Below are 25,472 nucleotides of genomic sequence, written 5' to 3'. Positions count from 1 at the left end.
CAGTAAGTGAACACTAACCGATGAGAAAAGGGCAGACTTGAATGGTTAAAAGCACGGTTTTGAGATCGGTTTAGAAATAACCGCATGCAAAAATATTTTCCTTGATCTTTGGCCGTTTTTATCTACGAAAAATAGGTTGGTTAAAATGGAATCTAGAGCACGAATTTTAGGCATAAAAAGACAAAAAAAGCGGCAACTTTGTGCTACCGCTTTCGATTCATTTTCTACAAAAAATGTCAATTACAAAACGCATTTTTTAACATAACGGCGTTCAGTATTTTTTAGTATGAACGATGTAGTTTACATCTACATTACGGCCGAGTTTGTAACTGTCATTAAGAGGGTTGTAATGCAGGCCTGTAATGCCCATTTCTGTTAGGTCTGTTTGGTCTATCATCTTCATCATTTCGGCAGGCTTGATAAACTTCTCGTGCTCGTGAGTCCCCTCAGGAACAATCTTAAGAAGCTTCTCTGCACCGACAATAGCAAACAAGTATGACTTGATGTTTCGGTTCAAGGTTGAGAAAAACACGTGACCACCAGGTTTTACTAGCGCAGCACAAGAGCGGATAACGGAGAGAGGATCTGGAACGTGTTCAAGCATCTCCATACAAGTCACGACATCGTAAGTCCCTGCGTTTTCTATAGCGTGGTCTTCTATTGTGCTCTGAATGTAGGTCAGTTGAGTACCTGTTTCTAATGCATGTAGTCGTGCGACTTCTAAAGGTTCTTTGCCCATATCAAGTCCAGTCACAATAGCGCCTTCTTTCGCCATGCTTTCAGCAAGAATGCCACCACCACAGCCGACATCAAGTGTGCGCTTGCCAAACAAGCCATTTGCTTTTTCAAGTACATAGTTCAAACGAAGTGGGTTAATTTGATGAAGTGGCTTAAACTCGCCTTCTAAATCCCACCATCGAGAAGCCATGTCCTCGAATTTCTTAATTTCACTTGGGTCGACGTTTTGTGCTTTAGTCATAATTGGTTTTATTGCATTCAATCTGAGTCCTTTAGAGGGCGTCAGTATACTCCAACGTTTTATAACCAAACAACCTCGACGTGCTTAGTGAAGGGACAATGACAGAGTTCACTGGTGCGGCAACAACAGGCTCCTGTAACTTTGAAAGGGCTTGCATGTTTTTGGTTCATCCTTGAACTAGTGCCAGTGACAATACTCTAAAACCGGCATTTTTGACGTTGTGTGGATATATTGGGATTAACGATTTCAACTAAGTTCCATACGTACAGAGTCCGATTTTGCTCAATATTGACCGAAATATAACCACTAATCAGAAAGATATGGGATGAGTGTGCAAATTCTCGACATTTGATTCATAACCAAGCTCACAACCTGATAAAAGGAGAGGGAAAGTGATGCCGAAGTGATGAATTGTGTGTTATATTTTTGCACCTTACACGTATCGTAATTACGATCAGATAATAGAGGGATAATGGCTCTATGAGCGATTTAGCTAAAGAGATCACGCCCGTAAACATTGAAGATGAGCTTAGAGGTTCATATCTAGACTATGCGATGTCAGTCATCGTGGGTCGTGCTCTTCCAGATGTGCGTGATGGCCTAAAACCAGTACACCGCCGCGTTTTATTCGCGATGAACGTACTAGGCAACGATTGGAACAAACCATATAAAAAATCAGCCCGTGTTGTCGGCGACGTAATCGGTAAATATCACCCACACGGTGATAGTGCTGTGTACGACACAATCGTACGTATGGCTCAACCGTTCTCGCTTCGTTACATGCTGGTCGATGGTCAAGGTAACTTTGGCTCTATCGATGGCGACTCTGCTGCGGCAATGCGTTACACCGAAGTTCGAATGGCAAAAATTGCCCACGAACTATTGGCTGACCTAGACAAAGAGACCGTAGACTACGTACCAAACTACGACGGTACTGAGCAGATCCCAGCGGTTCTTCCAACTAAAATTCCAAACCTATTGGTTAACGGTGCTTCTGGTATCGCAGTAGGTATGGCAACCAACATCCCGCCTCATAACCTTGGCGAAGTGATCGATGGCTGTCTTGCATACATCAATAATGAAGAAATCACTATTGATGAACTAATGGATTACATTCCTGGTCCTGATTTCCCAACGGCGGCGCTGATCAGCGGTCGTAAAGGCATTGTAGACGCGTACAAAACAGGTCGCGGCAAAATCTACATGCGTTCGAAAGCGGACATCGAAGTGGAGAAGAATGGTAAAGAAACCATCATCGTCACTGAGATCCCATACCAGGTAAACAAAGCTCGCTTGATCGAAAAGATCGCTGAGCTAGTTAAAGATAAGAAAGTTGAAGGCATCAGTGCACTGCGCGACGAGTCAGATAAAGATGGTATGCGTATTGTTATTGAATGTAAGCGCGACGCCGTGGGCGAAGTGGTTCTAAACAACCTATACGCTCAGACTCAGTTGCAAACCACTTTCGGTATCAACATGGTGGCCCTAAACAATGGCCAACCACAGCTATTCAACCTGAAAGATATGTTGAAGTGCTTCGTTGATCACCGTCGTGAAGTTGTGACTCGTCGTACTATTTTCGAACTACGTAAAGCGCGTGAACGTGCCCACATCCTTGAAGGTTTAGCGCTAGCGCTTGCCAACATTGATGAAATCATTGAGCTTATCCGTAAGGCGCCAACACCGGCTGAAGCAAAAGCGGGTCTTATTGCTCGTGGTTGGGATTTAGGCAACGTTTCAGCAATGCTAGAGCGTGCAGGTACTGATGCAGCACGCCCTGAGTGGCTAGAGCCTCAATATGGTATCCGCGATGGTCAGTACTTCCTGACTGAGCAACAAGCACAAGCAATTCTAGATCTACGTTTACATAAACTAACAGGTCTAGAACACGAGAAGATTCTTGGCGAATACAAAACACTTCTAGAAGAAATCGCTGAACTCATGCATATCCTTGCAAGCACTGAGCGTTTGATGGAAGTGATCCGCGAAGAACTTGAAGCGGTTCGTGACGGCTTTGGTGATGCTCGTCGTACAGAAATCACAGCTGCGAGCCATGATATCGACATGGAAGAGCTGATCGCACGTGAAGACGTTGTGGTTACTCTATCGCACGGTGGTTACGTTAAGTACCAAGTGCTGAGCGACTACGAGTCACAGCGCCGTGGTGGTAAAGGTAAGAGTGCGACCAAGATGAAAGATGAAGACCATATCGAGCGTCTTCTAGTGGCGAATACCCACGATAACATCTTGTGTTTCTCTACTCGCGGTAAAACATACCGTCTGAAAGTTTACCAATTGCCTCTAGCGAGCCGCACTGCTCGTGGTAAGCCAATTGTGAACATCCTTCCACTAGAAGAAGGTGAGCGTATTACCGCGATTCTGCGTGTTGATGAATTCTCTGAAGACAAATTCATCTTCATGGCAACAGGTGACGGTACGGTTAAGAAAACGCCGTTGAACCAGTTTGCAAATGTTCGTTCAAATGGTCTGATTGCGGTAAACCTACGTGAAGACGATTCGTTAATCGGTGTGGATATCACTAACGGCGAAAACGAAATCATGCTGTTCTCTAAAGCGGGTAAAGTGGTTCGCTTTAAAGAAGCAGAAGAAATTCCAGTACTTGACGAAAATGGTAAGCCAGTTCTTGATGAGAATGGTCAGCCAGAGATCAAGTTTAAAGGTGTTCGTCCTATGGGTCGTACCGCCTCTGGTGTGCGTGGTATGAAACTGGCTGAAAATGACCAAGTTGTATCACTTATCGTTCCTTCACACGAAGGCGACATCCTAACAGTTACAGAAAACGGTTACGGTAAACGTACAGCGCTGAGTGAGTACCCGACAAAAGGTCGAGGCACTCAAGGTGTCGTTTCTATCAAAGTTTCTGAGCGAAACGGCCCGGTAGTTGGTGCTATCCAGGTTGTTGAAGGTGATGAAATGATGATGATCACCGACGCTGGTACACTAGTACGTACTCGTGTGGGTGAAGTTAGCCAGGTTGGTCGTAACACGCAAGGTGTAACGCTTATCCGTACTGCGGAAGACGAATCTGTTGTTGGTTTGCAACGTATTGAAGAAGTTGATGACGAAGAGCTGCCTGCTGGTGAAGAAGCAGAAGCGTTAGAGTCAACAGACGAAAATACGCAGCAAGATACTCCAGAAGCGCCAGCCGCTGATGATGCAGAGGAAGGTAACGAAGAGTAATCTTTCGTCACTATTCTAATGTAAAAAGCCGAGCCTCAGTTGCTCGGCTTTTTTGTACCTCTATCAACGCAATACAAGCATTAAACCAGTACACTAATACTCAGTTTGTCTAGGGAGCGCGTTATGTCTGTTTGGTTTTTCATTGCCATCACTTTGATGGGATTATTCGTCGTCGTATTATCGCTCAGCGCTTCAAGAGTAAGAGCGGCACAATGGTTCGGTTTTTGTGCTTTGGTACTAGTGTTAACCAGCGCTAGCTTCTTATTGTTGCGTCAATCTCCTCCACAACCTATTCAAGCTGAAGTCTCTCGAATGATGACTGCTCGCGATATCATGCAGGAAATTCAAGACCAATTGCGTGAAGACCCAAACAATGCCGAATTGTGGTTTCAGCTAGGGCAGGGCTACCTGCTAGAGGGAGAATTGGATGGCGCACTGATTTGTTTTGATTACGCCATCCAACTGACTGAGCCAGTCGGTGCCACGCAACTTGCTGCGAAAGCGACGACCTTATACTACATTCACCAGCAATCAATGACGCAAGAAGTCAGTTTGCTTCTAGAACAAGCTTTGCAGATAGAACCGCACAATGAAGCGGCTTTGTCTTTGATCGCCAATGATCATTTTTTGTCATTCCGCTTTCAGGAAGCCATTGATACTTGGGTGCTATTGCTCGACTCGAACGATCCAAGCTTGGATCGAGTACAAATTATTAACTCGATCAATAAAGCTAAAGAGCTGTTGTAGGAGTAGACTCTAATAAGTAGTAGAAGAAAGGTGGGGGGACGAATGAAGAATAAAGCGTTCGGAATATTGGTGGTGCTGTGCGGCTCCGTGTTAGTGGGTTGTAGCTCTTCCGAACATTCTGGCACCTCATCTGCGGTTTATTACTCTTCCGGTTATTACGACCCTTGGTGGTACGATCATGACGACTACTGGATTTACTACTATCCGGGTTGTTGCGACAACGACGATGAATACAAAGAGAAACTAGAAGAGTGGTGGAATGGCTTGGATGAAGAGCAACAGCAATCCATCAAAGACAAAGTCGAAGATTGGAAAGACGATGATATGTCCGCCAATATCGATAACATGAAGCGACAGCTTGACGATCATTGGCAATCGCTGCCTGACGAGCAAAAGCAGGAGATTCAAACCAAGTGGGAGAACCGCCCCAAGCGCATCGAGCCTATGGCTTTACAAGATAAAGCGGTGAAAGAAAAGGTTCAACAAAGAAAAGCATTGCCGGAAACGAAGATCCAGCGCCCAGTTACACGCCCAAATGTGCAGATGCCTAAAACACGTCCACATATTCAGCCTAGGCCGAGACTTCCTCGTCGCTAATCTGTTTTCCTATGCCTTCTATCAAACAAAAAGGGCGCAACGTGCGCCCTTCGTTTTATCCATTTAACCTAGTGTAATCGATACTGATCAGTACGTTGCTTCGCGCTCAGCAGCTGCTTTATCCCATTCTGGTGCCACCGTTTCTAGGAAGTGTTTCTTATCTGCGTTCATCTTTTCCATATCCATACCTAGTGCTTGTTGCGCTTTTGCTTTGGTCGAGATATCTGGAATTTGAACTGGGTCAGTAATACCTTTTGTTGCCAGTAAACGAACTAACTTAGTACGAGCGTCAGCAGCGCGATCAACTGCGGTACCGAGTACTTCAAGTGCTACCTCAGGAGCATGCATGTGAACACCGTGAGAAGCAATCGCGTAGTCCCAACGCCATTGTGCATGGCGAATATCTTGTAGGATAGGTTGCATCTCTTCTTCTGTTGCCCCTGCTTCCCATGCTGCACCAGCTTCAAAGTGTGCTGCCACAATTTGCTTCTCGGCGGTTAGCTTCATGTTTAGTACTTGCGCTTTGCGAGTCGAAACGATGCCTTGTAGTTGCTCTTTGGTTTGAGTATGGCATTGCGCACAGGTGTCTTCAAAACGATCAAACGGGTTACCCACTTTGTGGTCGGTGTATACCGTACCGTCTTCTTTGGTTACTTTAGGCATGTGACAGTCCACACACACCACTTTGTTTTTGCCATGAATACCCGCTCTCCAAGTTTCGAAACCTGGGTGTTGTGCCTTGAGCATTGGTGCTTTAGAAACGGCGTGCGTCCAATCTTTAAAGTTCAACGCGTCGTAGTATTTCTCCATATCAGCGACGTTGGTCCCCATGTCCCATGGGAATTTGACTGCTTTAGTCGGACCTGTGAAGTAGTACTCGACATGACATTGAGCGCAGACTGACGCTTGTTTATCTAAGCGAGATTGTTGGTCAAAATTTTTGCCGATGGTGTCAAAAGCACGCTCGACGTATGGGCGAGTCAGTGCCAGTGCGGGTTCGCCTTTCTTGAAGGCTTCAGAACCCGTATTGTGACAGTCGGAACAACCGATAGGGTTGACGATTTCTGAGCCCAAGCGCGCCCATTTACCTTCAAAATAGCCGTCTTCACCGCGCTCTTCAATTACGCGGGCGACATCTGGGCTTTTACAACTCCAACAAGCCATCGGCATTGGCCCGGAGTTTTCGTCTGCTGGTGCGCCAGTTCTGAGGGTTTGCCTCACATCATCAAGCGCGTAAAAGTGACCGCGCGCTTTGTTGTAGTCTTTAGCAAAACCATAACCAGCCCACAAGATCACCATGTTTGGGTCTTCACTTAAGGCATCTTCAATATGCTCGCTTTCCGATGTGGCTTTCCAAGAGTGATATTGGTCAGGATGGTTTTGTTCAAAGGTATCATTGCGAGGCTCTATGAGACCAGTATCCTCTGCCGCCAAAGGAGCACCAACCAAAAATAATTGGCTGGCGAATAAGGTCGCAACCGCGATAGGTGCGCTCATCCAGTGTTTTATGCTCACGGTGTTATCTCCATATTCGTTTTTATTAGCAGCGTTGTGAGGAGCTATTCCAAATAAGAATCGGAGATCTATCGTTAATATTAATAGTGAATTGAATAGATGAAATAGTGACCGAAATTGGCCTTGTTTTAGATCAATTTATGCTAGTGATCTTAATCATGTTTAAGTTTATATACCCCTAAAGTGGTATGTTGTAATCCCCTTTAATCACAGCGTGTTATGGGTATAACCATTCTAAAAATAAGGTGATTAAGGTCGCTTTTTGAACATGTGATTCTACCTCTTAGGAATTATAGAGGTATTATAAATACAGGTTTAGCGTTGTGGCTTTCCAAAATAAGAATTGATGTCATTTGAAGGTGTAAAAATATCTTCAGAGGAAATTAATTGTTGCTCAAATAATAGTTGATAAGAGTTATCAATTATTATCGAGCTAAGGAAAGAAAAATATGGGCAATATAAAATTGACCATAGAGACAATGCTGAAATTTCTCTTCATCTTTGCCATCTATGGTTTTTTCACCGCCGCCCATGCGACTTCTTCAGAGCCAGTTGAAGGTGCTCAAGCTGAGCGTCATCAAGTCGAGTTGATCCGTGACCGAGACTATAAATGTCTTCAATGTCATAAGGATGCTAAAGATACTCTGAATCTATCGCATGATTCGCAAGCGTTATTGAGTCAAGGTAAGCAGCTCAATTGCACTAACTGTCACAGCAACATCGGCCCTGATCACCGTGAAGGTGCACCCGATGTGATTAAGTTTTCTGCTGCGCAATCGAAAGCGGTGCACGACAAAGTGTCCCTTGACCCAAGCTTGATTCTCAAAGCTAATAGCCAGTGTGTGGATTGTCACGCGCCACTTAAGTTAAGAGAAAAGCATTGGACGCACGATGTGCACGCCAAAAACCTCACTTGTTCAAATTGCCACGATGTACACGTAGCGAAAACCAAAGCGTTGTCGTACGACAGAAAACAACTGATCAAGCAGTGTGTGGATTGTCACTCTGAATTTGCCGTCGAACCTGAACTTGCCAAAGAAGAGGAGAGATAGCATGAAATGTTCGAGAAGAAACTTTTTAGCTAGCAGCGGTGCGTTGATTTTAACTACAGGCGTTGCGGGCACTTCCGTTGTTAGCTCCTCTCTTTATGCCAGCAACAGTGAACAAGCGAAGCGCATGGGTATGGTTCATGATGAAAATGCCTGCATTGGCTGTACCGCTTGTACCGATGCTTGTCGCGAAGTAAATAAAGTCCCTGAAGGCGTGACGCGACTTAAAATTCATCGCAGTGAACCGATTGGCGAATTCCCAGATGTGGAATACCAGTTTACTCGCGAATCCTGTCAGCACTGTGATAATCCACCATGTGTCTATGTGTGCCCAACAGGCGCAGCATACAAAGATGAAGCGACGGGCATTGTGGATGTACACAAAGAGAAATGTGTCGGATGTGGTTATTGCCTTGCCGCTTGCCCTTACCAAGTGCGCTTCTTTAATCCAGTCGATCACTCTGCGGATAAATGTAACTTCTGCCGTGATACCAATCTAGCGCAAGGTAAGCAGCCAGCTTGCGTGGAGTCTTGCCCAACAAAAGCACTTATCTTTGGTGATTTAAATGACCCAACTAGCGAGGTGAGCAAAGCTATCGAAAGCCATGTTGTCTATCGCGATAAATCGCATTTAGGTACGCAACCTAAACTGTACAAAATTCCGCATAGCAAAGGGGAGGTGTCATCATGAACGGCTTCGAAAGTGCATTCCACTTTGACTCGTTAGTCTGGGATTGGATCATCGCGATTTACTTATTCCTTGCTGGGATGTCAGCAGGTGCGGTGATGATTTCTATCTATTTAAAACGCAAAGTGATTGAAGGTGATCCCGCAAACAACGGCATCATGAAAGCGATGGCTTGGCTCGCACCATTTGGCATCATTGCAGGGTTGGTAATTTTGATTTTCCATTTAACCAAGCCTTTAGAGTTTTGGAAGATCATGATCTACTACAACCCAACGTCGGTAATGTCGATGGGCGTGATCTTGTTCCAAGTGTACATGCTAGTCCTGTTTGTTTGGATCGGCGTTATCTTCCGCCATCAAATCATCAGCTTTTGTGAAGGGAAGTTACCAAGCAAACTGCTGGATTTTGCTGATGGCATTTTGATTAAGGCGGGGAAAGCCAACAACGCAATTGAATTATTCTTGGGCTTCTTAGCCATCGTGCTTGCGGCATACACCGGCTTTTTATTGTCTGCATTGAAGACTTACCCAATGCTAAACAATCCAGTACTGCCAATCTTATTCCTATTCTCTAGTTTGTCATCTGGCGCAGCAGCATGTTTGATGTTCGGCATCTTGGTGTTTAAAGAGTCGACCAGCAGCCCAAGTGTGTCTTGGGTACACGGATTTGAACGCCCAGTAGTATTGTTTGAGCTGTTTGTCTTAGTGACATTCTTTACTGGGCTTATCTTTAGTGGCGGGCAAAATGAAGCCGCGGCTTGGAATGCCATTTCGAGTGGGTTCTGGGCTCAGTGGTTCTGGGTTGGGGTGGTGCTCATCGGAATGATCACACCGTTGACACTAAACTGGCTAACGCCTTCTGAAGTTCGTCATAGGAGAAGTTACGTTTTTGCGGTCACAACGTTGAGTTTGGTTGGCGTACTCATGCTGCGTACTTTCATTCTCTATGCTGGTCAAATGACCATCGTGTAAGGAGGCAAAATGGAGGCTGAGCTCGGTTTCTTTTTGTTGATATTGGTGGCTGTCGCATCGACATGTGCGACGCTGCTGCATTGGGTTTGCTTTACGCTGAGTAAGAAGGGAGTGTTGCCACACCAAACCGCAACGTCTCATATTATCAGCTTAGCCTCCTTAGTTTGTTTGGCGCTTTTGATAGTCTGTTTTATTCAGGATAATTTTGCGCTTGAGTATGTGGTTACACACTCGAACAGCCAGTTACCTATCGCGTTTAAGATTGCAGCTGCTTGGGGCGGCCATCAAGGGTCTATGTTGTTTTGGGTGGTTACGTTGAGCTTATGGGCGTCTTTTATTGCTATCAAGTCGCCAGTTTGCACTCAATATACAGGCGATTGCTTGGGTATCATGAACTTACTTATTGCTATTTTCGCTTGGTTTACCCTCACCACGTCCAATCCTTTTGAGTATGCTCAGACACTAGCGTTGGAGGGACGAGATCTCAATCCGATGTTGCAAGATATCGGGCTTATTATTCATCCACCGCTGTTGTATTTGGGTTACGTTGGTTATGCCGCGATACTGGCGTTCGCCTTAGCTGCGTTATTAGCGAAACGACCTATAAATGAATGGTATGGTGTTGCCCGTAGTGCCGCTTTCTTTGCTTGGGGTACGCTAACAATTGGAATTTTGATCGGTGCTTGGTGGGCATACAATGAGTTAGGTTGGGGCGGGTGGTGGTTTTGGGACCCGGTAGAAAACGCGTCTTTGCTGCCTTGGTTAATGGGTACCGCACTACTGCATAGCGGTGTGTTGTCGAAGCGTAATAAAGGAGCAATTTGGAGCACCTACGCATTGGCTTTTGCGACGTTCAGTTTGAGTATTCTCGGCACATTTGTGGTGAGATCGGGTGTATTAACCTCAGTACACGCGTTTGCGGTTGATCCAACCAAAGGTGTAGTACTTCTTGCTGTTCTCAGCATTTTGGTGATTGTCACCTTTGGTGTGCTCATTATGCGAGGGCTACATATTCCTCGTTTTACGCTCGATTCGTTAATAAGTCGTGCCTACATGGTATACATCGCTATTGGACTTCTCGTTGTTTGTATGGCGATTGTTTTCCTCGGTACCTTTTACCCAATGCTTTATCAACTGCTTGGCTTGGGTAATATATCCGTTGGGGCACCTTACTTTAACAGCCTCGTTTTTCCCCTTACATTACTTGCTCTGACCTTTCTCGCCTTTATGCCCGTGTTGAAGTGGACGAAAGGAGCCAGTCCTCATGCCGTTAAAACCATTGGGTTTGTCGGTATTCATGTTATTGCGGTTAGTACTATTTTCGTTTTTACTACAAAAGAGCTTCATATAACGACTTTGATTACTCTGGTATTAGCGACGTGGGTAGTGGTTTCTCATTTGCTTTTGCTGTTTTATGCAGAAAACAAGAGCAAATTAATGCCTATGCTTCTTGCTCATATTGGCTTTGCGTTGGCTGCAAGCGGAGCAGTATTTAATAGTGACTATTCGTATGAATACAACTTACGGGCAGAGCCTGGTAGCTCGTATCAAAAAGCGGGTATCACCGTTGATTATCATGGAATTGAATGGTTAGTTGGGCCGAACTACACCGCAGAACAGGGAAGTGTTGATCTTTATTTGGAGAGCGGTAAGGCGTTGAACTTTCAACCCGAGAAACGGCATTACCCTGTACGCGTGATGAATATGACCGAGCCCGCTATTCGATCACTATGGCATGGAGACTACTACATCACTTTGGGTGACAAGCTCGACAACAGCGCCTACGCAATTAAAGTGCAATATCGCGCGGGCATATGGTGGATATGGTTTGGTGGCGCTTTAATCGTAATAAGTGCTTTTGGGAGTATGATGAATCTAAGGGGAAAAGGTAATGAGATCGAAAAATACGCTTAAACTGATCGTTCTCATATTGCTAGTTGCGATTTTTTTTGTCACCGCGACATTGGCATTATCCGATAGACCAAACGTAGAAATACAACAAAATCGTGTGTTATCTATCCCGGATTTTACCGCTTACTCACTCATTTCAGGCAATCGAATCACCGATGCAGTACTAGAAAATCAAGGTTATGTGCTATTGAATGTTTGGGCGTCTTGGTGTGGGGTTTGTCAACAAGAACATGATGATTTGCTCAACTTAGCTCGACAAGGTGTGCCCATCGTTGGTCTTAACTATCGAGATAAAGAGAGCGCGGCTAAACGCTATTTGAGCTCTTCACACAATCCATATACCGAAGTTATATCCGATCCTAATGGGCAACTGGCGGTTGAACTTGGTGTAATAGGAACACCTGAAACTTACTTAATTGATCAAAATGGCAATGTTTTGATCAAATATAGAGGTAAGTTAACAATAGACAAATGGAACTCGTTATTTTCGGGGTATTTTAATGTCTCACTTTAAATATGCTTACTTCATTATTGTTTTGTTTTCTTTGTGTTCTTCTTGGGTCAAAGCAGAGCAAATTACGCAGCATGTTGATCTGTTTGAATTTCATTCCGTTGAACTGCAACAAAGAGCAAATGCATTAGCCAAGGCTTTGCGATGCCCACAATGTCAAAACCAAAACCTTGTTGAATCTAATGCACAAGCCGCTAAAGATTTAAGACTGAAAGTGTACTCGATGGTAAACGAAGGAAGCACGGATCAAGAGGTAAAAGATTATTTGGTTCAGAGATATGGGAATATCGTTTTGTATCAGCCACCATTTAATTATTCGACAGCGGCGTTGTGGATCTTTCCTCTATTAGTTTTGATCTTTTTTATCCTATTTTCGATCAAAATGATAAAGCGTCAATAATGTGACCACTATTCCACTATGGGAAATAAATCGTGCAGATAACAAACAGAATGTTATCATTTTTCCGAATTTATGAAGATTCCAGTATAAAGAAAATCAACGATTTGAGCTGGAGAAGTAATAAAAGAACTAAGTAGGTGCACGCAGTGGATTCAGTTATATTACAGTTAAAAAAAGACTTTTATTCGCAGATTCGTGCATTGCAAACCTCGAAACTGCCTCAAGTTACATCGTCTCTTGCCGTATTAACCGAAGAAGAAATTCAAGAACTCGAAGCGGTATGGATAGAGCTTACTGTTTGGAAACGTAGCCAAACACATTAAATCATCACCCCTACATGCAACTCTTTATCAACCCCAGACAAAATTTGTCTGGGGTTTTTTATTGTAGTTTTTCAAAATTGTTATACTATAACAATTCGTCAGCGCGGGGAGTTGTTCTCTTTGGCTGTCTTTAGGGGATAACTGCTCTCAATTGTGATCTCTATATTGAAAAATGCGGTATCAATCCCCATAGTTGAAGAGCAATGAGTGAATCCCATGAATGCAATAACGAAAACGCATCAAGCGCATCAAGCAATAAATCGAGTGAGTATAGATATGGCGGAAGTACGTGCCAGAGTAGATTTTAAAGTCGGGGCTAAAAGTAATATCGATGCTGAAATCCTGTCTTTTCGTGGCCTGAAGACAGATAAAGAGCATGTGGCAGTTATCTTTAGGCAAGCGGATCAAACGCAAGAAACGCCTTTGGTGCGTATGCATTCAGAATGTCTTACTGGTGATGTTTTTCACTCATCCCGCTGTGATTGCGGCGAGCAATTAGAAGAAACCATTCAACGCATGGGCGAATCTGGCGGTATTATTTTATACCTACGTCAGGAAGGTCGTGGTATTGGTCTATACAATAAGATTGATGCGTACCGTTTGCAAAGCCAAGGTATGAACACCTATGAAGCAAACAACCATTTGGGTTTTGACGATGACCTTCGTGATTTCACTGAAGCAGCGCAAATGCTCGAAGCATTAGGTGTAAGTAAAATTCGCCTTGTGACCAACAACCCTAAGAAAATCCGTGAATTAGCAGAATACGGCATCGAGATTGTTGAGGTTGTCAATACATCTGCACATATTAAAGATGGTAATGAAAGCTACCTAAAAGCAAAAGTTTCTCATGGTAAGCACAATCTAAAGTTCTGATTTATTTATTAAATTATCAGTTTTGCATGTTAAAAGCCTCACAATGATGAGGCTTTTTTTGTATCTAGAGTTGAAAATAAATTGTAAATTTGTATTATCTCGTGACTAATAGTGCAAATAAGAATAATTAGCACTACGAATAAAACAAATAAATTGCTCAACAAGGATGCTTCAGATGAATGCAAAAACAGTTTTAGTCCAATCTATTGCTGCATCACTCCTCATTGCCAGTGGTTCTACCGTTGCTGCCCAAGTAACGAAACAACAAGTCGTTGAACATTATGCAGACGTTGCACATGCAGTCTTTGCTGACTCAGTGACAACGGCGAAAACGCTCGACGTAAAAATCGACGAATTCCTAAAATCGCCATCAGCGGATAAGCTTGAAGAAGTAAAACAAGCGTGGCTAGACTCTCGCGTTCCGTACCAACAATCTGAAGTATTCCGTTTTGGTAACGCGATTGTTGATGACTGGGAAGGGCAGTTAAATGCATGGCCACTTGATGAAGGCCTAATTGACTACGTAGCGACAGATTACCAATATGAACTCGGTAACGAAGGCGCTGCTGCAAACATCATCGCAAACACCAGTTTACAGATTGGTGCTTCTAAACTAGACGTTTCAAAAATTACTCCAGAATTGCTAGCGGATCTCAACGAAGTAGGTGGTTCTGAGGCAAACGTTGCGTCAGGTTACCACGCGATTGAATTCTTACTTTGGGGTCAAGACCTAAACGGCACAAACGCAGGCGCAGGTCAGCGCGCTTACACAGACTTCGTTGTCGGTTCTGAGTGTACGAATGGTCACTGTGACCGTCGTGGTGAGTACCTAAAAGCGGCAGCCGATCTACTGGTTCAAGACCTTGAATGGATGGAAAAACAGTGGTCTGCGGAAGTGAAAGGCAACTACCGTGAAACGCTTCTTAATGATTCTGCGGATAATGGCCTACGTAAAATGTTGTTCGGCATGGGTTCATTGTCTTTAGGTGAGCTTGCTGGTGAGCGCATGAAGGTGGCGTTGGAAGCAAACTCGACAGAAGATGAGCACGATTGTTTCTCAGACAATACGCACAACTCTCATTACTACAACGAGCAGGGCATCTATAACGTTTACACAGGTCTTTACAAGCGTGAAGACGGCACATTGCTTTCTGGTCCGAGTATTGCTGACCTAGTGGCTCAAAAAGACAAACAAGCAGCTAAAGAGATCCAGAAGCAGTTTGATGTTACGCGTAACCAAGTTGGTAAATTGGTTACGTCTGCGGAGAAGAACAACCAACACTTCGACCAGTTAATTGCAGCGGGTAATGCACAAGGCAACACGTTAGTGAATGACACCATCATGTCATTGGTTGCTCAAACCGGTTCAATTGAGCGTGCTGCGGGTATCATTGGCATTGATAGCCTAAGCCCTGATACTGCTGACCACGAGTTTTAATCAAAGTACAAAAAATAATTGAAAGGGCTCGTTTGAGCCCTTTACCGTTTTAACTCGCTGTTATCCCACTCCTCTTGTTGTGTTTTAGAGCAATGATATGAAGCCTTACTTAATTTCGGCCTTGGCCGTGATCTTTTCTTCTACTGCTATCGCGTATGATGTGAAATCTGGTGGACAAACGAGCGTCAAAAAAGAAGGCGCCAACGCGTATTCTCTTCCTGCCGCGAACCTTCCTATGAGTAAACGCCTTGATTTTAGCGTGGGCAATAGTTTTTTCCGCAACCCTTGGGTACAAGCGCCAGCGTCTACCGATGCCAGAGATGGTTTGGGACCTCTTTTCAATACAAATGGTTGTCAAAACTGCCACATCAAAGATGGTCGTGGTCATCCTCCAGAGCAAAATGATTTGCATGCGGTGTCCATGTTAGTGCGTTTGAGCATCCCTGCGATGACGTCAGAACAAAAAACAGCGTACATCAGAGACGGCGTTATACCTGAGCCGACTTATGGCGGCCAGCTCCAAGACTTTGCCCTGCAAGATCAAACGCCAGAAGGAAAAATCGAAATCACGTACACCGATGTGCCAGTGAAGTTTAAAGACGGTACGACGGTGACACTAAGAAAACCTCATTTGAATATTACCGATCTAGGTTACGGAGATATGCACCCTGATACGGAATTTTCAGCGCGTGTTGCACCGCCAATGATCGGCCTTGGTTTGTTAGAGAGTATTCCTGACGAAACGCTACTTGGATGGGCTGATGCACAAGATGCAAATAAAGACGGTATCTCAGGTAAAGTAAACAAGGTTTGGGATATTGAGAAGGACGACTTCTCGATTGGTCGTTTTGGCTGGAAAGCCGGACAACCGACGTTAATGCAGCAAAATGCAGCAGCATTCAATGGTGATGTGGGTCTGACGAGCCATTTATTCCCCAATGAAAACTGTACCTCGAAACAAAGTATTTGTGACGACATGCCAAATGGCGGCAAACCAGAAGTGATTGAAAATATTCTCGACTTCGTTGAGTTTTACAGCCAGCACTTAGCCGTACCTATTCGCCGAAATGTGAACGATCCTAGCGTGAAACTCGGTCAGAAAATCTTTGCGGCTTCTGGCTGTGAAAGCTGCCATAAGACCAGTGTCAAAACGGCGAAGCGACCAGAGTTACCAGCGCTTTCTGAGCAGCTTATCCATCCATATACAGACATGCTTCTGCATGACATGGGTGAAGGTTTAGCCGATAACCGTCCTGAGTACTTAGCAAACGGCCGTGAATGGCGAACGGCACCCCTATGGGGCATTGGTTATACCGAAGAAGTAAACGGGCATAGTTACTTCTTACATGATGGCCGCGCCCGTAATCTGATGGAAGCGGTATTGTGGCACGGCGGTGAAGCGGAAACGGCCAAACAAAACGTGCTAGCACTGAACAAAAAAGAACGTGATGCATTGATTGCGTTTCTGAATTCTCTATAAGGAAGCAACCATGAAAAAAACACTGTTAGTGAGTGCGATTGCCGCAACGTTCAGTTTGGTTGGTTGCCAATCGACAGTCGGTTCTCGCTCTGCCAAGCCTGAGAGTACAAGTCATATTTCTCAAGCGGTCTATGAAGTTGAGTTTCAATCTGCGCAGACGTTTTTAGCGCAAACCACAGAACTTGAACAAAGCTTCGCGGATTACTGCTCATCAGAGACGAAAGATGATGCGCAAGTAAAACAGCAATGGCACCAAACGATGCTGACGTGGATGGCATTACAAGGTCAAGAGCGTGGCCCTGCTACGGCGTTGGAGCAAAGTTGGAATGTCCAGTTTTGGCCAGATAAAAAGAACACCACTGGCCGAAAAATGTCTGTGCTGACGAAATCTGACCAAGTTTGGAGTGCGGAAAAGATCTCCACGCAAAGTGTTACTGTGCAAGGCCTAGGTGCACTAGAATGGCTGCTTTACGATAAAGCGTCGACCTTATCTAGCAACAGCAATACCTGTGCGACAGGTGTTGCAATTGCTGAAAACCTAGAGAACAAAGCGCAGATCATCGCAGATTCTTGGGCACAAAATCCTTGGAGGTCGTTAGAGATGATGGAATGGAAATCCGAGTACATTTCGCTGCTCTCTAATCAGCTTGACTACAGCATGAAAAAGCTGAGCAGACCGTTAGCTAAAATTGGTCAGCCTCGTCCTTACTTTTCTGAATCTTGGCGTTCAGAGACGTCGCTTTCAAACTTAAAAGCAAACCTTGAAGCAATGGAAGCGCTGTATCTTGCCAACGGTAATGGTCTAGATGCGCTACTAAGAGAGCAAGGCCATGCAGGTCTCGCAGACCGTGTTGTTCACCAGTTTGAAATGGCGTTGGAAACATGGCCGGAAGATAAGAGTTTGTTCACGGCTTTACAAAGTAAAGAAGGCTACCGCATGGTACTCGCTCAATACAACAAGCTAGAGCAATTGAAGTACTTGATTCACGAAGAAGTGGCGATCGAGCTTGGCGTGGTTATAGGATTTAATGCAACCGATGGTGACTGATCAAACCCGCCGAACCTTACTGAAAGCCGCTCTATTCGGGGCGGCTACACCAATGATGCCATTTGGTTGTGCTTCAACAAGCTCACGTGAGCCTGCGTTGATCGGCTGCTCTATCATTGGCCGAGATAAATATGCAGCGGTGGTGGCGGATGAGCATGGTATGCCGCTATCTTCATTGCCGATTCCTGAACGTGGTCACGGTGTGGCAACAAACCCACAAGGCCACGCCGTAGTTTTTGGTCGTCGACCAGGTACTTTCTTCATGGTGTTTGATTATCGCTCAGAGCAGATGATCAAACTGCAGCTAGCAAAGCCAAATCGCCATTTCTATGGTCATGGTGTTTACTCCCATGATGGCACGTTGCTATTTGCTACAGAAGGGGAAAGGGGCACAAGCTGTGGGATCATTGGTGTTTATGATGTGCAGAAGCAATATCAAAAAATCGATGAGTTAACGGGTTTTGGTCTAGGTCCTCATGAAGTGATCATGATGCCTGATGGCGCATTAGCGATTGGCGTCGGTGGCGTACACACCAACGGGCGTGAACCGCTCAATCTTGATAGCATGAGACCAAGCCTGAGTTACCTTTCACAAGAAGGTGAGCTGTTGGATCAAGTCTCTTTACCAGATCATAAGTTGAGCATCCGTCATTTAGCGCATGATGGTGCAGAGACGGTACTGTGTGGTCAGCAATATCGTGGAGAGCCGGATGAATACCCAGCTTTACTTGCGATGCACACTCGTGGAGGCGTGATGCAATCTTTGCATGCGGAACCCGAAGAGTGGGCGAGATTTAATCACTATGTCGCGAGTATCGCGGCGACGGATGAATGGATCCTTGCGACTTCTCCTCCGGGCAGTTGTTATGGGATATGGTCCAAAGCTACAGGTAAGTTGGTTGAGTTAAGTGCTTTGCCAGATGCATCGGGAGTAGTGACGTATGGAAAGGAATTCAGGGTCAGCTCTGGTGCTGGCAAAGTGGTTGAGCAAAGGCCAACAACACATAAAAGCGCTTCTTTTAGTGGTGTTCAATGGGATAACCATTGGTCAAAGATTGTTTGAACCCAAATAGATAAAGAAACTTGATGTTAATTTCGACATCAGATTCTTAATTTTAAACCTGCAAGCTGTGAGATATTTGCCATACTTTTCATTATGGCAAGTAGCGCAAGGATCGTTTCAGTGTTTGCTAGGGTTTTAATCATGACGGCACTTATGGTGCCGTTTTTCAGCTTTTCTACCGTCGTTTCTCTCGAAGCTTCTGCACAAACAGAGCAAGAGGGAGCGGTACAAAAGCTGTCTGTCGAAAAAATGATCCATTATCCAGAGGTGATTGACCAGCTTTATCAAAGTACCAATTACCGTTTGAACTGGGAAAATGAAAGCGATATTGAGCAGTTTCTTTTTCAAGTAAACTTGCTTGCTCTTGCTGGCGTCACGGACGAATTCGAGAATCAACTCCATCGTATAAACCAAGTTCGATGGCAGGGAGATAACCTCGACTTTGATTTGGTGATGACAGATTCACTGTTGATGTATCTCAGCTATCTCGAGCAGCTCCCTGAAGAAGGTATCAATTGGTTATTTGCTAACAAAGCCCACGTGATTTTACCTGCTCCTAGCATCGATACTTTGTCCGTACTGAGTAACGAAATTACGGTTGGCAAACTTAGTCAATTCTTAGCAAGCCTTCGCTCTCCTTTACAAACGGACGAAGCTTTTTATTCCGCTTACTCCTCTTTATCCGAGCACGCTCAGTATCAATATCCAATCTATGAACAAACGGGCCTTGCCCGTGTCGGTGACCAATTAGAAAATAAACCGCTTCTGATTGAGCGTATGGAAGTGGTCGGTGTGGATGTATCGTATTTAGATATCACGACCCAACAGTATGATGAAGAATTAGAGTTAGCGGTGAAAGAGTTTCAGCGTATTCATGGCTTGAAAGAGGATGGGGTGATTGGCCCGAATACCATTCGATGGATCAACTTTTCTCCTCAAGAACGATTGCATCTATTGGCGCTGAACTCAGAACGTTCAAGGATTTGGTCCAAAGACAGAGATAATGTTGTCTTTGTAAATGTACCTGGATACGAAGTAACGTATTGGCACGATGGTCAACCGTTGTTCGAGTCTAAAGTTGTGGTTGGCAGAGCCTCAAGAAAAACACCAATCATGTCGGGGACTCTTGACTCCGTCATTCTCAACCCCACATGGAATGTGCCATGGACCATAATGGTGAAAGACATCATTCCTAAAGTGAAACGTAATCCGATGTATTTGATTAACCACAACATTCAAATCATCCGGTCTTGGACTTCAAACGAAATTATTGACCCTACAACCATCAATTGGGTGACGGTGAATCCGAGAACATTTCCTTATCGTATGCGACAGGCATCGGGCTTACACAATGCATTGGGATTGTATAAGTTTAATATGCCAAACCCCCAAGCTATCTATTTGCATGATACGCCAAGTAAAAACTTGTTCGAACGAGATAGACGCGCATTCAGTTCCGGGTGTGTCCGCGTTGAACATGCCGACCAACTGGCGGAGCTCTTATTCAAAACTCAGGGACTAGAAGAGCGCTTAGCGAAAAAACGGGAAAGTACGCGTCGCTCTAACACGTCGGTTCCTTTAGGAGAACGCATCCAAGTGCACATTATTTATCAAACCGCATGGCTAGAAGAGGGAACACTTTACTACCGAGATGATATCTATAAATACGATCACCGTAGTTGAAATCTTTAAGTAAAATTTACAAAACTAAGAATCTTCTGTTTGTTCAATAATTAAGCGTTAATCACCACATCTTAAAATTAGGGTGGAGCAATTTATGCATTTGACGTGACAAATGTGTTTGGGTAATGTCCGCGACTTGTTTAGTTGTTGAGCATTGTTTTTTGAAATGGTAAGTCGTAATTTTTCCCGCCGAGATTTCCTTAAAATGACCGCTGGTGGCGTAGTATTGGCATCTGCCTTGCCATCGATTTCATGGGCTTCATTCCCTGACGAGCCACGTGAGTTGGCAATGAACAACCTTAATACTGGAGAGCTCCTCGAAACATGCTATTTCGATGGTAGACGCTATCTTGATGATGAACTAAAAAAGCTGAATGAGTTTTGTCGTGATCACCGTCGAAACGAAGTTCATCCGATGGATCGACGCTTGTTCGATCAAATCAGCCAGATTCAAAAGCTGATCGGTACAGATGCAGAAGTCATTGTAATTTCTGGTTACCGTTCGCCTTTGACCAATGCGTCCCTGCGCAAAGGGGCTAGCGGAGTGGCAAAGAAAAGTCTTCATATGGAAGGTAAGGCCATAGACTTCCGTCTTGATGGAGTGAAATTGTCTGCTGTACGCGATGCAGCAATTAGCTTGAAAGCTGGTGGTGTTGGGTATTATCCAAGTAGTAACTTCGTCCATATCGATACAGGTGTTGTGCGTTCTTGGTAAGTCAATAGCAAGCCTCAGCAAGTCTTGAAGTCGCAAGGGGTTAGTGTCATAGTTGCGCCAGTTTTAACGCAAATTTATTTGGTAATAGGTTTTCTATGGCTCTGAAATACCAAGTTGTCCCAGTGACATCTTTTTCTCAAAACTGTTCTATCGTGTGGTGTGATGAAACGATGAAAGGCATCGTTATTGACCCTGGCGGTGACGAAAAGCAACTTGCTATGCTCATTAAAGAGCTTGGCATCGAGATCGTCAACTTGGTGCTAACCCATGGTCACCTAGACCATGTTGGCGGAACAGAGCCGCTGGCTGCAATGCTTGGTGGTACTGAGATCATTGGTCCTCATAAAGCGGATAATTTTTGGCTACAAGGTCTAGAAGGGCAAAGCCAAATGTTTGGTTTCCCATTGACTGAAGCCTTTGAACCGCATCAATGGTTAAATGAGGGTGACACTGTCACATTTGGTAATCAAGTATTAAAGGTATTCCACACACCAGGTCATACCCCTGGTCACGTTGTTCTTTATAGTGAAGAAGCGCGATTGGCGTTTGTGGGCGACGTATTGTTTAACGGTAGCATTGGCCGAACTGACTTCCCACAAGGTGATTTCAATACCTTGATTAGCTCTATCAAAGAGAAATTGTGGCCTTTAGGCAATGATGTCACATTTGTCCCTGGTCACGGCCCTCAATCGACTTTCGGTCACGAACGTAAAACTAACCCGTTCGTTGCTGACGAGATGCCGCTTTACTAAAAGCGCGTGTAGTAAGCATTATTCTGGCTCGGCGGCAGCTAAGTATCGCCGAGTCAGTCCCACAAAATCCTCTGCTTCACGATCTAGGTCACTGGCTGATATAAACAGATCGTAGCCGTAAAATCCTCTTTGATATTTCATACGGTTGGCGAGCATCGCCAGTAAGCCTTTATACTCAATCCCATTGCTGTTTATATATGGCTTAGGATCAAGCACCATATCTTCAAACTTTTCTTCACACTGATTCTGCTTCGCACCTAAATAAAGTAGTGCGCGTTGGCTAAGGAGAATTTCTGTCGCTATACGAGGGCAGATCGAATCCAAATAAGGTGAGTAGTGTTTTAGACGAATACCAATCCAAGGTAGCGGCTGATGCCACCCTTCCTGCTGGTAGCTACAAATCCCTATTGACTCAATATTTCGCCATCGGACGACCCATCCGCCTTTAAAAAGATGTTGTTGGAAGTGAGAAGCTGTCAGCGTAAAAGTGACTTGGCTTTTTTTGATCATCAAGATGGCGAAACCAACAATTGCAGACATCAAAATGACCGACAACATGGCTTGCTTCCATCCCGGAGAAATGACAACCAAAAACAGGGTTATCAGTGCAACGAGCAACAAAAGTATTCTGTTGATAGGGGAGTCGGGTTTGAAATGTGAATTTGTTAGGTGCAGCGTTTCCATGCTTATAACCTCATCGAATACTTGATCAAAAATGCGTGGATGACTAAATGTGCATTGACTTGCATTTGAAATAAAAGAAACCTCTGTTTTTATACCCAGTATTCAATAAATCCGTTCATAAAATATCTGATTAAATAGTAGACGTTCTATGCTTTGAGCGCATTTTTCATCGCGTTTCGCCGCTAAAACCTACAAATTGCTTGTGAATTTTGGTATAAAACGCGCTTCAAATTTTCATCCCTGCTGAGATGCAGTGAACTGGAGAAATATTCAATGAGACTTGCTCATAAGCGTAAAGTGCAGATGAAACTGCAAAAACGCATTAAAGCGACAGTAGCAAACTTAGCTGCAGCACCTAAAGCAGTGAAGCCTGTTGCCGAAAAAGCAGTAGCACCTTCTGTTGCTGAAAAAGCTGTTGCGGAGAAAGTAGTAGCTGAGAAAAAAGTAGCTGCAGTGAAAACAGTTGATGTTGCCCTTACTCCTAAGCAACAACAAGTATTAGACATCGTTGTAGCAAATGCTGAAGGTATTAACCCTAAAGGCATTGGTCTAGCTGCAGGTCAAGAAGATACTAAAGCGGCATCATGGGCTACTGGCGCACTGAAGAAGCTTCTTGAAGAAAACCTAGTTCAAAAAGAGCAGTTAGCAGGTAACAAAGTTATCTACAAAGCAGTTTAATTACCGCTACCGTTCTAGCTTGAATACCTCGGCCAATGCCGAGGTATTTTTTTATCTTCGTATTGAAAATAATCCATTAGGTATTGATTTTAACGCTGCCAATAAGTGCTTTGTCACATTTTCTTAAATACTATGTAAATTTTTTGGCAGAGAAGTACGTACGTATCATTTTTCTTTTTGCATCGTTAAGGGAAAAGTAACTCATTAATTTTATGATAGTTAAACTTGTTGTATAACGGCTATCCTACGTAGTTATACGTAATACCTAAGGCTAATGTCTTATTGATGAATTACTCGCTTCCGTGTTCATGCCCATTTCGCATTCGACAACATTGTTACATCTTTTATACCGAATACAGCCAATCCTAATGAAATGGATGACAACAATAACCTTGGTGATAAAGGACGTGAACGATGAGTCTAATCCAAAAATCTTTAAAACGAGTGCTCAAAACAACCGCTGTCGTTGCCGCGATGACATTCGTTGTGACTTCTGCAAATGCTGCTGAAAAAGTCTATCGTTTAAAGCTTGCTGAAACTTGGGGACCTAACTTCCCGATTTTTGGTGATGCGACAAAAAACATGGCAAAAATGGCAGAGGAGATGTCCAACGGGCGTCTGCAAATCCGTATTGATTCCGCAAACAAGCACAAAGCGCCTTTTGGGGTGTTTGATATGGTTAAGTCTGGTCAATACGACATGGGCCACTCGGCGTCTTACTACTGGAAGGGCAAGGTTCCAAACACACTTTACTTCACTTCTATGCCTTTCGGTATGTTACCAACTGAGCAGTATGCGTGGTTTTACTACGGCGGTGGTATGGAGCTGATGGAGAAGGTGTACTCTCCACATAATTTGATGTCTTTCCCTGGCGGTAATACCGATACTCAGATGGGCGGGTGGTTCCAGAAAGAGATCAAGTCCGTCGAGGATTTGCAGGGTTTGAAAATGCGTATCCCAGGTTTTGCTGGTGAGATTTTGGCAGAGTTAGGTGCAAAACCAACGAATATTGCCCCTGGTGAGCTATATACCTCTCTAGAGCGTCGCACAATTGATGCCTTGGAGTGGGTTGGTCCATCATTGGACTTGCGCATGGGCTTCCACAAAATCGCGCCATACTACTACACAGGTTGGCATGAGCCAGCAACTGAGCTTCAGTTCCTTGTTAATAAGCGTACTTGGAACCGTCTACCTGATGATCTAAAAGCGATTTTACAAGTAGCAATGAAAACCGCCGCTTACGATATGTACACGCAATCGAAACACGAAAGTGGCAAAAACTGGGCATCTATCAAATCTGAATACCCAAATGTTGAAGTCAAAGACTTCCCGCCTGAAGTAGTGGCTGCGTTGCGAGAAGCAAACGATCGTTTGTTGAAAGAGCACGCAGAAAAAGATGCTTTGGCGAAAGAGATTCAAGAGTCGCAAGCGAACTACATGAATCAAGTTCGACCTTGGTCAGACATTTCACACCGAGCTTACTTAAACAGTCAAGCTCAACAATAACGTTATGACGCAGGCGACGCCGAGAGGTTTAGCCTGCGAACGAAGCCCAAGAAAACTTCATAATGAATGCTCCGCACCATAGCGGAGCGTATCCAAACGTTCCACGGAGTTCGGAATGAGAAGTCTTATTTATATTGAGCGATTATTTAACCGCTTTAGCGATTTCCTCGGATGGTTGTCCAGCATCTTGTTTATTTTATTGTTGGTGAATGTGGTTTACGACGTTGTGATGCGATATGTATTCAACGATGTATCCATTGCATTCCAAGAAATGGAATGGCATCTATTCTCCGCCGTATTTCTGCTTGGTGTGCCTTACGCGATTAAGTCTGGTGGTCATGTTCGCGTCGACATTTTTTATGAACGCTTATCTTACAAAGCACAATCCATCATCGACATCATAGGCACGCTATTTTTCTTATTCCCTTTTTGCCTACTGGTGGCTTGGTTTGGTGTTGATTTCGCCAAAGAAAGTTACGCGCTAGGCGAGACGTCTGGTGACCCAGGCGGATTGCCATATCGTTGGATCATCAAGGCGATGATTCCGCTGTCATTTTTCTTTATGGCAGTCAGTGGCATTGGACTGCTGCTGCATTCGATCAACAAGATTGTTAACCCTCATCTTATCTATGCCGGTAATAACGGTAAGTCGTAAAAGGA

General features: G+C 44.4%; 24 protein-coding genes. 21 read left to right on the top strand and 3 right to left on the bottom strand.

Features of this window, described 5'->3' with window-relative positions; all coding sequences use genetic code 11:
- Nucleotides 1-271 precede the first annotated feature (271 nt).
- Nucleotides 272-979, bottom strand: coding sequence for a bifunctional 2-polyprenyl-6-hydroxyphenol methylase/3-demethylubiquinol 3-O-methyltransferase UbiG (ubiG, locus tag L3V27_RS15650; RefSeq protein WP_074191519.1), 708 nt, complete (start codon nt 977-979; stop codon nt 272-274).
- A 480-nt stretch (nt 980-1,459) separates the two neighbouring features.
- Between ubiG and gyrA the strand changes: the two genes are divergently transcribed.
- From gyrA to L3V27_RS15635, 3 genes are all read left to right on the top strand, one after another.
- Nucleotides 1,460-4,180: a DNA topoisomerase (ATP-hydrolyzing) subunit A gene (gyrA, locus tag L3V27_RS15645; RefSeq protein ID WP_005394780.1), complete on the top strand. Its 2,721-nt coding sequence runs from the start codon at nt 1,460-1,462 to the stop codon at nt 4,178-4,180.
- Nucleotides 4,181-4,303: 123 nt separating this feature from the next.
- Nucleotides 4,304-4,927: a cytochrome c gene (locus L3V27_RS15640; RefSeq protein ID WP_006743142.1), complete on the top strand. Its 624-nt coding sequence runs from the start codon at nt 4,304-4,306 to the stop codon at nt 4,925-4,927.
- Between the two features lie 42 nt (nt 4,928-4,969).
- Nucleotides 4,970-5,524: a hypothetical protein gene (locus L3V27_RS15635; protein ID WP_012841631.1), complete on the top strand. Its 555-nt coding sequence runs from the start codon at nt 4,970-4,972 to the stop codon at nt 5,522-5,524.
- Nucleotides 5,525-5,611: 87 nt separating this feature from the next.
- On the opposite strand, the gene nrfA is transcribed toward L3V27_RS15635, so the two are convergent.
- On the bottom strand, nt 5,612-7,039 hold the full coding sequence (gene nrfA / locus L3V27_RS15630; RefSeq protein ID WP_005394777.1) for an ammonia-forming nitrite reductase cytochrome c552 subunit: 1,428 nt from the start codon (nt 7,037-7,039) through the stop codon (nt 5,612-5,614).
- 449 nt (nt 7,040-7,488) lie between these two features.
- Here nrfA and nrfB point away from each other — a divergent pair, with 449 nt between their 5' ends.
- The 15 genes from nrfB to L3V27_RS15555 all read left to right on the top strand — a co-directional run bounded on the left by nrfB (nt 7,489) and on the right by L3V27_RS15555 (nt 21,944).
- Nucleotides 7,489-8,091 (top strand): cytochrome c nitrite reductase pentaheme subunit, encoded by a 603-nt coding sequence (gene nrfB, locus L3V27_RS15625; protein ID WP_237312268.1) that lies wholly within the window; start codon nt 7,489-7,491, stop codon nt 8,089-8,091.
- Nucleotide 8,092: 1 nt separating this feature from the next.
- Nucleotides 8,093-8,779, top strand: coding sequence for a cytochrome c nitrite reductase Fe-S protein (nrfC, locus tag L3V27_RS15620; protein ID WP_203343299.1), 687 nt, complete (start codon nt 8,093-8,095; stop codon nt 8,777-8,779).
- On the top strand, nt 8,776-9,747 hold the full coding sequence (gene nrfD, locus L3V27_RS15615; protein ID WP_237312266.1) for a cytochrome c nitrite reductase subunit NrfD: 972 nt from the start codon (nt 8,776-8,778) through the stop codon (nt 9,745-9,747). The genes nrfC and nrfD overlap by 4 nt, the downstream gene beginning before the upstream one ends.
- A 9-nt stretch (nt 9,748-9,756) precedes the next feature.
- Nucleotides 9,757-11,661 carry a heme lyase NrfEFG subunit NrfE gene (nrfE, locus tag L3V27_RS15610; protein ID WP_237312264.1) on the top strand — a complete coding sequence of 635 codons (1,905 nt, stop codon included), beginning with the start codon at nt 9,757-9,759 and terminating at the stop codon, nt 11,659-11,661.
- A complete protein-coding gene (locus L3V27_RS15605; RefSeq protein WP_237312262.1) occupies nt 11,639-12,172 on the top strand; it encodes a DsbE family thiol:disulfide interchange protein in 534 nt (177 codons plus the stop codon). The genes nrfE and L3V27_RS15605 overlap by 23 nt, the downstream gene beginning before the upstream one ends.
- Nucleotides 12,159-12,569: a cytochrome c-type biogenesis protein CcmH gene (locus tag L3V27_RS15600; RefSeq protein ID WP_237312260.1), complete on the top strand. Its 411-nt coding sequence runs from the start codon at nt 12,159-12,161 to the stop codon at nt 12,567-12,569. The genes L3V27_RS15605 and L3V27_RS15600 overlap by 14 nt, the downstream gene beginning before the upstream one ends.
- 146 nt (nt 12,570-12,715) lie before the next feature.
- The gene (locus tag L3V27_RS15595; RefSeq protein ID WP_005394761.1) at nt 12,716-12,892 is read left to right on the top strand and encodes a hypothetical protein; all 177 of its coding nucleotides are present in this window, start codon (nt 12,716-12,718) and stop codon (nt 12,890-12,892) included.
- A gap of 216 nt (nt 12,893-13,108) precedes the next feature.
- Nucleotides 13,109-13,765: a GTP cyclohydrolase II gene (gene ribA, locus L3V27_RS15590; protein WP_005394759.1), complete on the top strand. Its 657-nt coding sequence runs from the start codon at nt 13,109-13,111 to the stop codon at nt 13,763-13,765.
- Between the two features lie 175 nt (nt 13,766-13,940).
- Nucleotides 13,941-15,203, top strand: a complete 1,263-nt coding sequence (locus tag L3V27_RS15585) for an imelysin family protein (protein WP_047009973.1) — start codon at nt 13,941-13,943, stop codon at nt 15,201-15,203.
- Between the two features lie 97 nt (nt 15,204-15,300).
- A complete protein-coding gene (locus L3V27_RS15580) occupies nt 15,301-16,683 on the top strand; it encodes a di-heme oxidoredictase family protein (protein WP_237312259.1) in 1,383 nt (460 codons plus the stop codon).
- Nucleotides 16,684-16,693: 10 nt separating this feature from the next.
- Complete coding sequence (locus tag L3V27_RS15575) at nt 16,694-17,731, top strand: imelysin family protein (RefSeq protein WP_237312258.1); 1,038 nt, start codon at nt 16,694-16,696, stop codon at nt 17,729-17,731.
- Nucleotides 17,712-18,794, top strand: a complete 1,083-nt coding sequence (locus L3V27_RS15570) for a DUF1513 domain-containing protein (RefSeq protein WP_237312257.1) — start codon at nt 17,712-17,714, stop codon at nt 18,792-18,794. Before L3V27_RS15575 ends, L3V27_RS15570 begins: the two co-directional genes overlap by 20 nt.
- 141 nt (nt 18,795-18,935) lie before the next feature.
- Nucleotides 18,936-20,477 carry a L,D-transpeptidase family protein gene (locus L3V27_RS15565; protein WP_237312256.1) on the top strand — a complete coding sequence of 514 codons (1,542 nt, stop codon included), beginning with the start codon at nt 18,936-18,938 and terminating at the stop codon, nt 20,475-20,477.
- A gap of 166 nt (nt 20,478-20,643) precedes the next feature.
- On the top strand, nt 20,644-21,192 hold the full coding sequence (locus tag L3V27_RS15560; protein WP_031780420.1) for a DUF882 domain-containing protein: 549 nt from the start codon (nt 20,644-20,646) through the stop codon (nt 21,190-21,192).
- Between the two features lie 95 nt (nt 21,193-21,287).
- Nucleotides 21,288-21,944 carry an MBL fold metallo-hydrolase gene (locus L3V27_RS15555; protein WP_048625699.1) on the top strand — a complete coding sequence of 219 codons (657 nt, stop codon included), beginning with the start codon at nt 21,288-21,290 and terminating at the stop codon, nt 21,942-21,944.
- An 18-nt stretch (nt 21,945-21,962) separates the two neighbouring features.
- On the opposite strand, the gene L3V27_RS15550 is transcribed toward L3V27_RS15555, so the two are convergent.
- The gene (locus tag L3V27_RS15550) at nt 21,963-22,628 is read right to left on the bottom strand and encodes a DUF2982 domain-containing protein (protein ID WP_012841641.1); all 666 of its coding nucleotides are present in this window, start codon (nt 22,626-22,628) and stop codon (nt 21,963-21,965) included.
- 273 nt (nt 22,629-22,901) lie between these two features.
- On the opposite strand from L3V27_RS15550, the gene L3V27_RS15545 reads away from it, so the two are divergent.
- The 3 genes from L3V27_RS15545 to L3V27_RS15535 all read left to right on the top strand — a co-directional run bounded on the left by L3V27_RS15545 (nt 22,902) and on the right by L3V27_RS15535 (nt 25,467).
- A complete protein-coding gene (locus tag L3V27_RS15545) occupies nt 22,902-23,306 on the top strand; it encodes a hypothetical protein (protein ID WP_005394736.1) in 405 nt (134 codons plus the stop codon).
- Nucleotides 23,307-23,720: 414 nt separating this feature from the next.
- Nucleotides 23,721-24,812, top strand: a complete 1,092-nt coding sequence (locus L3V27_RS15540; RefSeq protein WP_005394734.1) for a TRAP transporter substrate-binding protein — start codon at nt 23,721-23,723, stop codon at nt 24,810-24,812.
- 115 nt (nt 24,813-24,927) lie between these two features.
- A complete protein-coding gene (locus tag L3V27_RS15535) occupies nt 24,928-25,467 on the top strand; it encodes a TRAP transporter small permease subunit (RefSeq protein ID WP_047009966.1) in 540 nt (179 codons plus the stop codon).
- Nucleotides 25,468-25,472: the final 5 nt, after the last annotated feature.

This window comes from Vibrio sp. J2-3(2022) (assembly GCF_021725735.1).
GTDB lineage: Bacteria > Pseudomonadota > Gammaproteobacteria > Enterobacterales > Vibrionaceae > Vibrio > Vibrio diabolicus.
The sequence above is the reverse complement of the archived record's forward strand: the minus strand, read 5'-3'. Positions and strand labels throughout refer to the sequence as shown.